Origin of the sequence: Pseudomonas sp. nanlin1, assembly GCF_045571515.1 — a bacterium.
GTDB lineage: Bacteria > Pseudomonadota > Gammaproteobacteria > Pseudomonadales > Pseudomonadaceae > Aquipseudomonas.
On record NZ_CP124218.1, the window covers coordinates 2660649 to 2674520 of the forward strand.

14 protein-coding genes are annotated in these 13872 nt (G+C 58.4%); 7 read left to right on the forward strand and 7 right to left on the reverse strand.

Annotation, left to right across the window (positions count from 1 at the left end):
* Nucleotides 1-4: 4 nt before the first annotated feature.
* From QCL65_RS12385 to ehuB, 6 genes are all read right to left on the reverse strand, one after another.
* Nucleotides 5-1390: a GntP family permease gene (locus QCL65_RS12385; protein ID WP_407316573.1), complete on the reverse strand. Its 1386-nt coding sequence runs from the start codon at nucleotides 1388-1390 to the stop codon at nucleotides 5-7.
* A 146-nt stretch (nucleotides 1391-1536) separates the two neighbouring features.
* Complete coding sequence (locus QCL65_RS12390) at nucleotides 1537-1920, reverse strand: LysR substrate-binding domain-containing protein (RefSeq protein ID WP_407316575.1); 384 nt, start codon at nucleotides 1918-1920, stop codon at nucleotides 1537-1539.
* A 104-nt stretch (nucleotides 1921-2024) separates the two neighbouring features.
* A complete protein-coding gene (locus QCL65_RS12395) occupies nucleotides 2025-2816 on the reverse strand; it encodes an amino acid ABC transporter ATP-binding protein (protein WP_407316577.1) in 792 nt (263 codons plus the stop codon).
* Nucleotides 2809-3459 (reverse strand): ectoine/hydroxyectoine ABC transporter permease subunit EhuD, encoded by a 651-nt coding sequence (gene ehuD / locus QCL65_RS12400; RefSeq protein ID WP_407316579.1) that lies wholly within the window; start codon nucleotides 3457-3459, stop codon nucleotides 2809-2811. Before ehuD ends, QCL65_RS12395 begins: the two co-directional genes overlap by 8 nt.
* A complete protein-coding gene (ehuC, locus tag QCL65_RS12405) occupies nucleotides 3456-4136 on the reverse strand; it encodes an ectoine/hydroxyectoine ABC transporter permease subunit EhuC (protein WP_407316581.1) in 681 nt (226 codons plus the stop codon). Before ehuC ends, ehuD begins: the two co-directional genes overlap by 4 nt.
* A gap of 147 nt (nucleotides 4137-4283) precedes the next feature.
* On the reverse strand, nucleotides 4284-5156 hold the full coding sequence (gene ehuB / locus QCL65_RS12410; RefSeq protein ID WP_407316583.1) for an ectoine/hydroxyectoine ABC transporter substrate-binding protein EhuB: 873 nt from the start codon (nucleotides 5154-5156) through the stop codon (nucleotides 4284-4286).
* A gap of 358 nt (nucleotides 5157-5514) precedes the next feature.
* Here ehuB and QCL65_RS12415 point away from each other — a divergent pair, with 358 nt between their 5' ends.
* The 7 genes from QCL65_RS12415 to QCL65_RS12445 all read left to right on the forward strand — a co-directional run bounded on the left by QCL65_RS12415 (nucleotide 5515) and on the right by QCL65_RS12445 (nucleotide 12885).
* The gene (locus tag QCL65_RS12415; protein WP_407316585.1) at nucleotides 5515-6945 is read left to right on the forward strand and encodes an amidase; all 1431 of its coding nucleotides are present in this window, start codon (nucleotides 5515-5517) and stop codon (nucleotides 6943-6945) included.
* Between the two features lie 72 nt (nucleotides 6946-7017).
* Nucleotides 7018-7776, forward strand: coding sequence for a DeoR/GlpR family DNA-binding transcription regulator (locus QCL65_RS12420; RefSeq protein ID WP_407316822.1), 759 nt, complete (start codon nucleotides 7018-7020; stop codon nucleotides 7774-7776).
* Nucleotides 7754-9034: a Zn-dependent hydrolase gene (locus tag QCL65_RS12425; protein WP_407316587.1), complete on the forward strand. Its 1281-nt coding sequence runs from the start codon at nucleotides 7754-7756 to the stop codon at nucleotides 9032-9034. Before QCL65_RS12420 ends, QCL65_RS12425 begins: the two co-directional genes overlap by 23 nt.
* A 6-nt stretch (nucleotides 9035-9040) precedes the next feature.
* Nucleotides 9041-9997 carry a phosphotransferase gene (locus tag QCL65_RS12430; protein ID WP_407316824.1) on the forward strand — a complete coding sequence of 319 codons (957 nt, stop codon included), beginning with the start codon at nucleotides 9041-9043 and terminating at the stop codon, nucleotides 9995-9997.
* Nucleotides 9994-10929 (forward strand): phosphotransferase, encoded by a 936-nt coding sequence (locus QCL65_RS12435; RefSeq protein WP_407316589.1) that lies wholly within the window; start codon nucleotides 9994-9996, stop codon nucleotides 10927-10929. Before QCL65_RS12430 ends, QCL65_RS12435 begins: the two co-directional genes overlap by 4 nt.
* 169 nt (nucleotides 10930-11098) lie before the next feature.
* Nucleotides 11099-11359, forward strand: coding sequence for a hypothetical protein (locus tag QCL65_RS12440; RefSeq protein ID WP_407316826.1), 261 nt, complete (start codon nucleotides 11099-11101; stop codon nucleotides 11357-11359).
* Complete coding sequence (locus tag QCL65_RS12445) at nucleotides 11356-12885, forward strand: sodium:solute symporter (protein ID WP_407316591.1); 1530 nt, start codon at nucleotides 11356-11358, stop codon at nucleotides 12883-12885. Before QCL65_RS12440 ends, QCL65_RS12445 begins: the two co-directional genes overlap by 4 nt.
* Nucleotides 12886-12959: 74 nt before the next feature.
* Here QCL65_RS12445 and QCL65_RS12450 read toward each other — a convergent pair whose 3' ends face one another.
* Nucleotides 12960-13844: an NmrA family NAD(P)-binding protein gene (locus tag QCL65_RS12450; protein WP_407316593.1), complete on the reverse strand. Its 885-nt coding sequence runs from the start codon at nucleotides 13842-13844 to the stop codon at nucleotides 12960-12962.
* Between the last annotated feature and the right edge of the window lie 28 nt (nucleotides 13845-13872).

A 13872-nucleotide genomic window follows, 5' to 3' on the forward strand; every position in this document is an offset into this window, starting at 1 on the left:
GGAATCAATTCATTGAAATAAGCGCGTTCAGGATCAACACCATCATCAACCCAACCAGCGCAACGATGGACTGAACCACCGAAATTGTCTTCGTCGCTTCTCCCATGGTCATGCCAAAGGACTCTTTCACCATCCAAAAACCTGCATGGTTCGCATAGTTGAAGAACAGCGAACCGCAGCCGATGGACAAGGCCAGCAAAGGAAGATTGAGGCTGGGATCGGCACCTGCAAGCGGCGCCAGCAAGCCCGCGGCTCCGACAATACCCACCGTGGCTGAACCCGTGGAGACTGACAGCAGCATTGCGATCAGCCAACCCAGGATTAACGGAGGAAAGGCGGACTGCTGGATCAGGTGCACAATCGCATCGCCCACCTTAGCGCTGGTGAGCAACTCCTGAAACGCCCCGCCGCCTGCGATGATCATAATGATCGAAGCAATCGGCTTGAGGCTTTTACCCAGGGAGTCGCGCAGTTGTTCAGCACTGCCACCGCGCGCCAGGACTAGGCTTGCGCCGGCGAAAAGCACACCCAGTAGCATGGATATCAGAGGGTTACCCACGAAGCTGGCCATTTGCAGGATCGCATTACCCTTGGGCAGCACCATCTCGGCAATGGCATTGATCAACATCAAGATCGCCGGTAGCAAGGCTGCCAACACGCCGAGCCAAACGCCGGGGCGGGCTTGATGGTCGGTTTTTTCGGCAAGGGTGAATTGATCGAGTAAAGCTTGCTCGGGCCGAGTGCTCATGCGCTTGGAAATGAACGCGCCGTACAGCGGGCCGCCCAGAATCATTGCGGGTATCGCCGCGATAAAACCGTAAAGCATCGTGGGCCCGACTGAGGTTTTCAGCGCGGCGATGGCCGTCAATGGGCCAGGGTGCGGCGGTACCATGCCGTGCATGGCGGCCAGCGCCGAGATCACGGGTACACCCACGTACACATACGACGAGCCTTTGAAGCGTGCCTGGCCTTCGAGTTTTCGCGCCACGCTGAATATCAGCGGCAGCATGATCACCAAACCCACTTCGAAAAACATGGGTATGCCGATCACGAATGCAACCAGCATCATGGCCCAAGGAATCATGCGATCCGAGGTGCGCTTGAGGATCACCTGCGCGACTTGCTCGGTGACGCCAGCATCCGCCAGGATTTTGCCTAACATCGCGCCAAGCGCGATGACGATCCCCACGGCGCCCAAGGTTTTTCCGGCGCCGGTAATCAAGTGGGCGAGGATACTGTCGGGCGGCATTTGGGTGGCAAAGCCCACGCCGATGGAAACCACCAGTAGGGCCAAAAGCGGGTGCATCTTGAGCCGCGACACAATGAGCGCCACCAGCACCACGACGCTGACAAGCGCGGTCATTAGAAGCTGTATATCCAGGGTGGTCATGAAAAAATCTCGGTTGGGCTGGTGCTGAAGTTGCACGCAGCATTTGCAAAACGGGTTCGAGGCCCGTGGCTTGCTAGGTTCTATAGCTAAGTGGCTGTCTGCCGCACGGCGACTTTACGTACAGAACTTAGCCCAGGCTATTAAATTTACCGGATCACCCATTTCGAGAAGTCGCACCGTGCCTGGGTGATCGCCAGGATGTCGAGCATGAACTGATCGCCCTCGACGCTGCGGTGAATGGCTTTGTAGGTGATTTTTGGCAGGGCAGGGGTGACGCTCAGCTTGTGCAGCAAGCCTTTCTCCACCAGGTGGTTCAGGCAATGAGCGGGCAGGTAGGCGGTGGCCAGGCCTGAAACGGCCAGGCCGATCTGCCCGAGTAGATTGTTGCACGTGATCGATCGGCTGATGCTGACACCATTGGCCTTGAACCACTCTCCATAGGCTATGCCCATGCCCGACAGCGAGCCTTGCAGGATCAGGGTACGGCCGACCAATTCTTCCAGCGAGAGCGACGTGCGCTCGCCGATCAATGCCGGCGCGCCATATCTGATTCTCGACCCGCACCACCTATTGAGCATGAGATCGTCTCAGCGATTTGAAGATCGATAGTGTAAGCAAGTCGCTAAACTTTATTTCAACGCTGCTCCACCAAGTTCAGAAAACGTCGTGTTCTTTCGTTGTCTGGATTGACCAGTATTTGCCTGGCACTGCCGTCAGCGACGATCTTTCCGGCTTCCATGAACAGCACTCGATCGGCGATATCCTCAGCGAACTTCATTTCGTGTGTCACCAGCAACAGGGTCATCTGTTGTTCGTGGGCGATGGAGCGAATCACCGCCAGTACTTCGCCGACCAGCTCCGGGTCCAGCGCCGAGGTTACCTCGTCGAATAGCATCACCTGCGGACGCATGGCCAGCGCCCGTGCAATAGCAACACGTTGTTGCTGGCCGCCGGAGAGTTGGCCTGGATAGGCAGCCGCTTTATGGCCCAAGCCCACCAGACCCAAGTATTGTGCGGCACGATCCTCAGCTTCTTCGCGGCTGAGTTTTAATACCCGCAATGGCGCCTCCGTGACGTTTTCCTGCACGGTAAGGTGCCCAAACAAGTTGAACTGCTGAAACACCATACCGACCCGGTGCACCACCGGTGGCTTTTTTGACCCCGGCCAGCGCCAGCTTGATTGTTTGTCTGGCACTGGCGAACCGGCGACCTCAATGCTGCCGTGCTGGTAGGTTTCCAGGCCCTTGATCAAGCGCAGGATGGTAGATTTTCCCGAACCGCTCGGCCCGATCAAGGCGACTTTCTGGCCTTGGGGGATGCTCAGGTCAAGGTGGTCGATGACCCGCGTACTGCCGAAGTCTTTAACCACCTGTTTCAGAATTATCTGCGGCGGGGCGCCTGCAAGGCTGTTTGCGAGATCAGACATGACTGCGCCTTTCGAGAAGTTTGAAGAGTAGGGAAGTGGGCACACTGATCGCCAGGAACATCAGCGCCATCACTGTATAAGGTTCGTTATAGCGATAGGTCATGCCGGCGATTTGTTTGGCGGCCTGGAATAACTCGGGAATGGTGATCACTGCCAGTAGCGGGGTTTCCTTGAACATACCGATCAGGTAATTACCCAGGATGGGCAGCATGGGTCTGAGCACCTGAGGAAGAATAATGCGCTGCCAGGTGGTGGCCCTGTCGAAGTCCAGGGCTCGTGCCGCCTCCCATTGCCCCGCAGGAATACCCTCAATGGCGCCGCGATAGGCTTCAGCAACATAGGCTCCGTAATACAGGCCCAGCCCTATCACGCCGGTAGAAATGGCCGGTAGGGTGATGCCCGCCAGGGGCAAAGCAAAAAACAGCACATAAAGCTGGACCATCAGAGGGGTGTGGCGGAAGAAACTCAAATAACTGCTGCTCAGCCGAAACAGCCATATGCGTTTCGAGCGCTGGGCAATTGCCAACACCAGCCCCACCAAAACAGCCAACAAAAAACCCAGCACGACCACCTGCATAGTGACGAGCAACCCCAGGAACAGCTCGGGGAGGATTGACCAGGCGAAGGCATAATCAAAGCTCATGCCGATGTCTCCTCGCGCCAGGCCGTGACGTGACGCTCATAACGCCGCACCAGCCAACTCAAAGGCCAGGCCATGAGGAAATAACACACCAGCACAATGCACCAGATGAGGGTTTGCTGGCCCAGGGTCGTGATCAACTGCGCACCGGAGAAGGTCAGGTCGCTCAAACTGATCAGTGACACCAGTGAAGTGGTCTTGAGCAGCTCCACCCATTGGTTGCCCATCGGCGGCAACATGAAAGGCAGTGCCTGGGGCAGGATGATCCGGCGAAAGGCCGTAATCGAGTCAAAGTCCAGCGCCCGCACTGCATCGCGCTGTCCTTGACTGACGTTGGTCAGTGCCGAACGCACGATTTCAGACCCGTAAGCTGAAAAGGTCAGGCCGAGGCCAAGTACGCCAGTGGTCATCGGCGACAGGCTGATGCCGAACAACGGCAGTATGAAATACAGATAGAACAGCAGAACCAACGCCGAGATACCACGCAGGATCTCAACATAGACTGTGGCGATCCAGCGTAGCGCGCGCCAGGGCGACAGGCGCATCAAGGCGATGATGAAAGACATCACCACGACAATGGCTTGGGCGAGCAGGGTGATTTTAACGGTCAATAGCGCGCCAGAAGCCAGCTGACGCGCTATAAAACCTGCGGTATCGACAACAGAAGGATCGAAAAACATGGCCTGTACTCGTATGGGTTGAGGCCGTTTGCCGCTCAGATTTCAATGCCGCCACCAGCGGCGGCGAAAACGATCAGCGTGTGATGTTCAAAGAGTGCTGGCATGCAACGGTGCGAGGGGGATCAGCCACTCGCCTTGGTCGATGATTCAAAGGCTGCAGCGTTGCTCTGCGGTCACTGTGGTTTCCGGCAGTTCGTTCTCGGTGTAGCCGTATTTCTGCAAGATCTTGAACAACTCGCCTGACGCGCGCAGTTTGGCGAGTTGCTCGTTGAATGCCTGAGTGAATTCAGGGTCGTTTTTTGGCAGTCCATAGGCATGGAAATTCCAGGTTGGCTTGCCCTGAGCATCAGGGATTTGCTCGAAAGGCAGCGCACGTTCAATGTCCGAACTGTTGGCCTTTTTCAGCAGACTGATAATTTCTGCATCCGGGAAATACACCACGTCGACGCGTTCGGCTTGCAGCGCGGCCAAAGCTTCGGTGTCCTTGTCGAATAACACGACGTTGCTGTTGGCGATCCCGCTATCTTTGGCTTCCTGAACCTGGTTGCTGCCAGGCTGGGTAGCCAGACGGGCTTTGCCATTGGCGGCAACGTCCTTGAGGCTGTGCAGCTTGAGCGGGTTGCCGGCTTTGACAATGAAAGCACCGCCGGAGCGGGTAACCGGATTGGAGTAACCGATCACTTTGCAACGAGCGGGGTTGATGAACAGCCCGGCACCGATCAAATCGAAGCGCCCAGCGGCGAGCCCCGGAACCAGTGAGCCGAAGTCGGTAATCGGGGTTTCGATCTTGCTGATGCCCAGTGGCGCCAGGACGGCTTTCAATACCTCAACGTTGGCCCCGGTGGCTTTACCATCCGTACCAATGTAGGCGTAGGGCTGTTCGTTGGCGATGCCTGCGGTCAGACCGCTAGTGCGGCCTTTTTCCAGTAATCCTGCCATGGCGGAGAAAGAGCACGCCGCGCTCAACAGCACTGCGGATCCCAATAGAGCTGACAACGATAGGGGTTTCATGGCTTTCATCAAGAGTACTCGAACTGGTTAGGCGCTAACCAGCAATCATATGGTTCTAAGAAGTACGCTCTAAATATCTTTTATGCATTAGCTTAGAGCTCGGGGGCGAGCCCCCTCCTACGGGTGGCGGAATGTTCCACCGACCGGTAGGAGAGGGCTTGCCCTCGATCTTTATCCGTCTGCCCCCATATTGGGCGTAATCACGATTAAGCATCGAATCCACGGTTTTTTTGCACCGTTGTAGCGCCAAAAAATCAATAAAGCCCACAAAGCCAACATATTCAACAAAACCCACTTGACTGTTAATTTTGTGCTGACTTTAATGCCCATTCACTCAGGCATCACCTCGGCAAAAGTGGGGCACCCAATGAACGCTGAACCAAGCCAACTTAGCATGCCCACTGTCATCGACGCCGCCGCTGGCATTCGTGATGGCCGCCTCACGCCCCTGCACCTAGTTGAAGCCAGTCTCTCAGCTATCAAAACCCACAATCCCACACTTAACGCGTTTGGCGATGTTTACACCGAGGCTGCGTTGGAACAGGCGCGCGCCCTGACTGAAGAGGCTCAGGCCGGCAACTATCGAGGCCCGCTGCATGGCATTCCATTTGGCATCAAAGATCTGTTTTCCACCGCAGGCTTGCGCACCAGCAAGGGCTCCCTGACCGGTCTGGACAATGTGCCGGTGCAGGACGCGCCGATCATCCGTCGGCTCAAGGACGCGGGGGCAATCATCCTGGGCAAAACCGCTACGACCGAATTTGGCTGGACCGGCGCCAGCACTTCGCGGGTTTTCGGTAACGGTCGCAACCCGTGGAACCCGCAGCTCACCAGTGGCGGTTCCAGTTCCGGTTCCGCCATTGCCGTGGCTGCGCGAATGGTGCCTGCCAGCTTGGGTTCGGACGGCGGCGGATCGGTGCGTATTCCTGGAGCGTTCTGTGGTGCCTTTGCGCTGAAAGGCTCTCTGGGCCGAATTCCCACATGGCCGTGGTCGGCGACCGAAATGCTCAGCCACGCTGGGCCCATCACCCGCACGGTGCGTGACAGCGCGTTGCTTTTCGACATCCTGTCCGGCCCAGATCCGCTGGATCATCAGGCACTGCCGGCACCCACTGAATCTTACCTGGCGCGCTGCGACCAACCGTTGCGTGCGCTGCGGATCGGCTACTGCCCGACGCTGTTCGATACGCCGGTCGATCCGCTCATTGCATCAGCGGTGGAGGCGGCGGTGCAGGGCATGGCGCAAGCACTGCCCATCAAGGTCACCACGCTTAAGCTGGACTGGCAGGACCCGCTCTGTACCTTTGAAACCCTGTGGGTGGGCGGGCGTGGCATTGCCTACGGCAAGGCGCTGGTCAACCAGATGGACCTGCTGGATCCGGGGTTCGCTGACTTGATCAAGCGCTCTGCGGAATATGACCTGGCCGCTTATCTGAGCGCCGTGCAGCAACGTGCTGCGTTCGCCAATCAGGTACATGCGCTGTTCGAACAGTTCGATCTGCTGCTGATGCCGACGCTGCCGATCCTGCCGTTTGCTGCCGACGGCGTGGCCCCAGAAAGTTTTATCGGCCAGAGCGGCGCGGTGCCGTGGGCACGTTGGACCCCCTTTACTTACCCGTTCAACATCACCGGCAACCCGGCGGCGAGCATGCCCTGCGGCTTCAGCCCGAGCGGTTTGCCTATTGGCCTGCAGGTGGTGGGCCCGCGTTTCGCGGACGCCGAGGTGCTGCAGTTCTGCGCAGCTTTTGAGGCGCTGGCGCCGTGGGATCAGCATCTGCCACCGCTGCTGACGCGGTAAGTCCATCCACCCAAGATTCAAACCCAGGCTCGGCACATTGGAGGCCTCACTTTGCAACGCACTGTTTCCCCCTTGCTCAATCAACCGCGCTTGGACGAAATCATGCGTCTGCTGGCGCAGCACCAGCGCGTCAAGGCGTCGGACCTGGCCCAGTCGCTGTTCGTCTCGGAGGAAACCATCCGCCGGGATTTCAAATACCTGGAGGAGGTCGGGAAATTACGCCGTATTCACGGCGGGGCGATCCTGCCGCGCCCCAACGAAGAACAGCCGCTGCAGGTGCGCACCCGGATCAAGCCTCAGGCCAAGGCTAAGATCGCTGCGCGGGCTGCGCAACTGGTCAGCGAGGGTATGGCGATCTTTCTCGACACCGGCACCTCGACCCTGGCACTTGCCCAGCAACTTACCGCTTTCAGCAACCTGAAGATCATCACTAATTCTCTCGACATAGCCCAATTGATTACCCAGCAAAGCGACAACAACGTGCTGATGGCGCCTGGGGATGTGCGGCGCAATGACAACGCCCTGATCGGCGCCCACACCCTGGAGTTTGCCCGCCAGTTTCATTACGACATCGCCTTTATGGGCATTGGCGCCGTGGACCTGAAACTCGGCTTCATGGACTACGAAGAGCCAGAGGCGCTACTGCGCCGTACCTTGGCCGCTCACTGTTTGCGCAGTGTCGTGCTGGCCGATGATGCCAAATTCGGCCATCGGACGTTTATCAACACGCTGCCGTTTGGCGCGATTACTACCTTGGTCACCAATCGCCCGTTGTCCGACGATTTTTCGGCCCGTCTGGAGCAAGATAATGTCGAAATCCTCTTCCCCTGAACTGTTATCGCCTAGCGCAGCCGACTTCGCCGAGTTTGAGGCGCTGTTTCGCTTGAGTTCAGCCATCGGCGCGACGCCTGGCGGTGGCCTGCATCGCCTTTCGGCCTCGGCTGAGGACGGTCAAGTGCGGGACATGTTTTGCGCCTGGTTGACCCGCCACGGATTTGAAGTGCGCATCGATGCGGTGGGCAATATCTTCGGCTTGATGACCTTCGATCCGGCGGCGCCGTATCTGTTGTGTGGCTCCCACCTGGACAGCCAGCCCAGCGCGGGGCGTTTTGACGGCATCTACGGGGTATTGGCGGGTGCGGTCGCGGTGTCGAGCCTGGCGCGGCAGATGACCGCGCGCGGCGAAACCCCGGCCTGCAACCTGGCGGTGGTGAACTGGACGAACGAGGAGGGCGCGCGCTTTCAACCCAGCCTGATCGGTAGCAGCGTGTTTACCGGGGCGATGAGCCTGGAGGATGCCTGGGCCTGCCGTGATGGCGATGGCATTTCTCTTGAGCAGGCGCTGCGCAGCATCGGTTATTTGGGCGAGAGCATGGTCGAGCTGGCGGTGGCCGGCTACATCGAGATCCACGTCGAGCAAGGCGCACAGCTGGAAAGCGACGGCTTGGCCATCGGGGTGGTGCGCGAAACCTGGGCGGCCCTGAAGAGCCGCGTCCGCTTCGACGGTGAGCAGAATCACACCGGCCCGACGCCCATGGCTGCCCGTCGGGATGCGCTGCTGGCAGCGGCGCATGCGGTGATCGCCGTGCGTGCGGAGGCCGACCTGCACGGGCTGGACATGCACAGCTCGGTCGGACGACTGGAAATCTATCCCAACTCGCCGAATGTCGTGCCATCGCGCGTTTCGTTGCTGGTGGAATACCGTTCACGCGATGTCGAGCTACTTGCCGCCGCGGGCGCACGGCTCAATACAACGCTTGAAGCTATCGCGCTGAAGACCGCTACAGGCTTCGAAGTGCAGAGTAGCGTCCTGCGTGAACCGGCGAAATTGCACCACGGTTTCGCCGAGCTGGCTTACAGCGTCGGTCACCAGCTGGGTTTGCCGACTGCCAACAGCATCACCGTGTCCGGGCATGACGCCATCAGCCTGAACAGCAAATACCCGGCATGCCTGCTGTTCATTCCCAGCAGTAATGGCGTGTCCCACAACGAGGCCGAGTACACCAACGACGAGGACATGCGCAACGGTCTAAGCATGCTGACATCACTGCTGTATCGGGCCTGTTCCGCACCCGCGTCATTCTGCTGAGGGCTGATCATGCCGACTCAATCCTGTGAATTGCGCCTGTTGGATGCACTCAAAGCGGCGGGCTTTGCCGCTGAGGTTCAACTCCATGCGGGCACGGCCGGCGTCGCCTCGCCGATCCGAGTGGCGAGCGAATGGGCGGGCTTTTTCGTCAGCAGCGCCGAAGGCCGCTATTACGCCAAGGTGTTGCATGCCGACATGGCGCCACTGATCGATGTCCAGCGCAGCGCCCAGGCCAGCCAATGCGCCGCCGACAGTGGCGCGGCACCGGCATTGATCCTGGCTGACGTAGAACACGGCGTGTTGCTGTTCGAGGCGTTGCCCGCACCCGACTGGCGCTGGGCACGGCTCGATGAATTAACCGCCGCGCCGCGATTGCAGGCGCTGTGGGCACTGAAAAAACAAGTCCACGCAGGCCCTGTGCCGGGCTTTGCCCGTTCGCCGATGGCTGATGTGCAGAAGCTACGCGACTTGTGCCTGCGCGATGGCGTGACCCTGCCGCCCGATTGTGCCTGGATCGACACCTGCATCGACCTGGCTTGGCATGCCCTGCAACAGCTTGCCCATGAAAACGTGCCATTGCATGGCGATGGACTGGCCAGCGACGTGATGATCGGGCCTGGCGCTGAACTGCGGCTGATCGACTTCGACTACGGCGGTTGTTTCGACCCCTGGTACGACGTAGCGATCACCTTGAACGAACTGTTTGCGTTCGAAAGCCAGTGGCGCGACGGCATCCGGGCATGGGCCGGTGAATGCCGGGAGGTGGATTACGCCCGCTGCCGGTTGTATGCGCTGATCAACGACTGGTACTGGACTTTGTGGGGGCTGTGGAGCGGCGCGACTTCAGTGCGCGGGCTTGAGTTTTCCAAGGTGGGGCAATGGACCTTGTTGCGCTGCCGACAAGGGATTCACGACGCCCGCTTTGAAAGCTGGCTACGTCAGGTGCATGGGGGTGAAGCATGAAAGCATTGGGTCAGGCGGCGACGTCGGCCGAGCTCCAGCTTGAAGCTGCTATTGGCAGCGTCGACAGTTGGAGCGGTCGGCACATCCAGTACCAGCCAGTCAGCGGTGGAATTTCCAACACCAACTGGCGGGTAGAGGTGCAGGGTGCCGACACGGCGTATTTCTTCAAGATACCCGGGGTCGGAACCGAAATGTTCATCGACCGGCGCACCGCCCACGACGCTAGCGTCAAGGCTGCGCAAACGGGTTACGGCGCCCCGGTATTCGCGTTTCTCGAAGCCTTAGGGGTAGAGGTCTTTGAATTCATGGAGGGCTGGCGCGCCTCGTCCAATCACGACTTTTTACAGCGTGATGTACGGCACAACGCATTGCACGCGCTCAAGGCCTTTAACGATCAGCCGGCGCTGATCCAGACCAAAACCGCGTTTGACATGATCAGCGAACATCAGGGGCAGGTCGCTGAACTCAACGGCTACACGCCTCCCGACAATGCCTGGCTGTGCCTGCAATACCAGCGGGCCCGGCAAGCATTGGAAGCCTCGGGTATCGACCTGGCACCGTGCATGAACGATACGCTGGCCGGCAACTTCATGCTTAACGATGCGCGGCAGATCCGCCTGGTGGATTTCGAATACGCCTCTAACAACGACCGGCATTACGAACTGGCACTGTGGTTCGGCGAGATGTTTTTTACCGACGATATGGAGTTGGCGCTGGTCGAGGATTACTTCGGCCAAGTCACGGCTCAGACCCTGGCGCGGATCAAACTCAATAAGGCGCTCGCCGATCTTAAATGGTCGACTTGGGCCATGGTCCAGCACGCGGTCTCGCAACTGGACTTCGACTTCTACAAGTACGGTGTGTGGAAGCACATGCGCGCACGCAGCGTGATCAATGATTCGCAATGGGAAAACTGGCTAAGACAGGCTTGAGCCTGCAGCCAGTGCTGCACTCGAATTCGGTATCGACGCCTGGTGTTGATGGCATCGCCCCTTATTCGCATAACAACAAAATAGCGGCGTGTTCCGCATTCTTTTTTCACTGCTTGAGTTTTATCAGATTGCCCAGCAACCAGATGCAAAATTCAAGGAGCACAACGTTATGCAAAGCAACCATTCATTTGCGCCGCCGGGGCGGCTGAAGACGCTGGTCTTCGGCGCTTACTTTCTACTGTTGTTGATGATGGCGTTGTTTCCGCCGTTTTACCTCAGCGTAAGCAGCAGTACGCTCATCGTGCTTGGCATCCCTTTGCCGATCTTCTATTGGATATCCATCGCTGTACTGATGGGGCTCGGCCTGTGGGTCTTGTATGTCGTCGAGTGCATGACCGGCGAAATACCTGATGAGGGGGACGCGAAATGATCAGTACCACGAGTGCTTCAAGCCTGTTCATTACCTTCGGCCTGATCGGCGTGTTTCTCGCGGGCATGATCGCAGTGCTTTATGCGACCAACCGTAAAAGCGACAGCTTTGCCGATTATGCCGTGGGCGGCCGTTCCTATGGGCCTTGGTACATCGCCATGTGTTACACCAACTCGTGGTGGCCGGGCGCGACCTTTACTGCGTTTTTTGCATTGTCGGTGGGCGGTGCGCTGGGTTTCTACGGCATGGTCTACGCCACACTCGGTGTGACGGCGATGTACTTGATGGCCAACCGAGCCTGGACCTGGGGCAAGCGCTTCAACCTGACTACGCAGCCGGACCTGCTGGGCATGCGTTTCAACAGCCCAGCGGTCAAACGCATCGCGTCGATCATCGGCATCATTTCGGTATTCCCATGGGTGGTGATGGGGATTCAGGCGCTGGCTACCTTGTTTCAGTTCGCCAGTTTCGGCCGCTGGGGCGTCACGACGTGCCTGATGGTGGGCGTGGGGGTGGTGCTGATTCGTCAGTACTGGACCGTGAGCATGGGGATGCGCGGGCTGATCATGACCGACATGTACCAAGGCCTGATCGCTTATGTACTGTGCGCTGCGTTGTGCGTGTACCTGATGTTCGGTGAGGCGGCATCCTTCTCGAACCTGTCGCAGCTGCCGGCAAGCATGTTGGTGATTCCTGGCGGCACGGGCAGCACCTATGGTCCGATGTACATGTTCAGTCTGATTTTTACTGGCGTTATCGGGTCGATGTGCTGGCCAATGAGTTTCCAGCGCATCTACACCGCCAGCGGTGTGCGTTCAGTTAAAAAGGGTACGCTGCTGACCATTTTGCTCGTGGGAGGGTTCTACGGCATTCTTATGCTATTCGCGGCGGCGATCAGCCAGGACCCAGCGGTCGCTGCGCATCCGCAAAACGGTTGGTTCCTGTCGCTCTTCGACATCGGGGGGCCGTGGTTGCTGGCCCTTGCCATCGTCATTGTCCTGGCCGCGAGCATTGGCCACGTCGACGGCTGCGTGCAAGTCTGCGGAACGCAATTCGCCAACGACCTGGCCACCTGGAACAAGCCACGTACGGATCGTGAAAAAACCGTATTGGCGAAATCCGGCATGGTGGTGTTCATCGCTGCGGCGTCTCTGCTGGCTTACCTGACCTTTGATTACGCACGCCTGCAGTTGCTGGCGCAGATCTCCTATCAGGGCATCATCCAGCTGGCAGTGCCACTGTTCTTCGGCATTTTCAGCCGCCGTGGCAATAAGCAGGGCGCCATTGCCGGAATGCTGGTGGGTATTTTGATCGCTATCGTACTGACGGTGATTTACCCCGATGACATCCCCGCATTGGGTTCATTGACCAGCGGCATTATCGGGGTGATTTTCAATGCGTTGGTGTTCCTCGGTTTCGCATTTGCGCTCAAGCCAAGCCCGGCTGAAATTGCCCGCGTCGATGACTTGTTCGCATTGGCGTCGCCGCAGCGGGTTGGTGTCGCTGCGACTCCAGCAATGAGCTGATCCAGGCGCACCACGTCCCCGCAATGGGTGGCGTGGTGCATGGCATAACGGGCAGACGCAGTGTGCGGTGGCTTCTATTTCTTGAACATATCAATGTTCTCGCAAAGCCATGCTGTCAGCGAGCGCGGCGGGTGGCCGGTGAGGTCTTCAACGGTCAATGTCCGTTCGATCAGTACGCAGTCATTGAAAATGCGATCAAGCCCAACCAGAAGCTCGGCAACAAATGCTGAGAGTCCGTTGGCAACTAACGCATCGTGCTGAGCGGCAGGAGAACGATGCTGGTATACAACCTGGTGGCCTAACAGCCGGGATAATTGCTCCGCTATTTGCGGCATGCTCCAATTCTCAGGCCCTGTCAGGTGATACGCATGTTTGGAGCCAGCGGCTACCTCTTCCAGTAACGCTGCGCGCGCACAGGCCGCTACATCTCGTGTGTCGATCAGATTTACCCGCCCATTGCCGGCGGCACCGGCCCAGGTTCCCGTGGCGACAGCGTTACCAGCACGCTTGAGTACATCCATGAAGGTGGTGGGTCGCAATACAGTAGAGGCTACAGATTGCTGCCCCAGATGTGCTTCTATCAATGAATGCCAGGCAAATGGATTAATCGAAGTCGAGGGTCCCATTACCGAAAGCTTTACGATGTGCCGAACGCCCATTTCTATTGCAGCGTCAATCAGCGCAATCTCGTTGGCGACCTGTTCAGGGGAAGTGCCGTGGGCGATGAACAGTTTGTCGACCCCAGCGAGAGCCTTCGTAAGGGTTGCTGGCTCGGCAAAGTCTAACTCCCGAACTGCCACGCCTTCTGGCAAAGCCGTGGCTGATTTCCCCCGAGTGAGGGCCAGTATTGTCACCGGGTCTTGGGCGAATTGGCGGATCAACTGACTGCCCACCCGGCCCGTCGCGCCGGCAATGGCGATGGTGAGTGGTTGCGAGCGGTTAGTCGGCTGAATGGGCATATTTCACACTTCCTCTATTATGGAACGA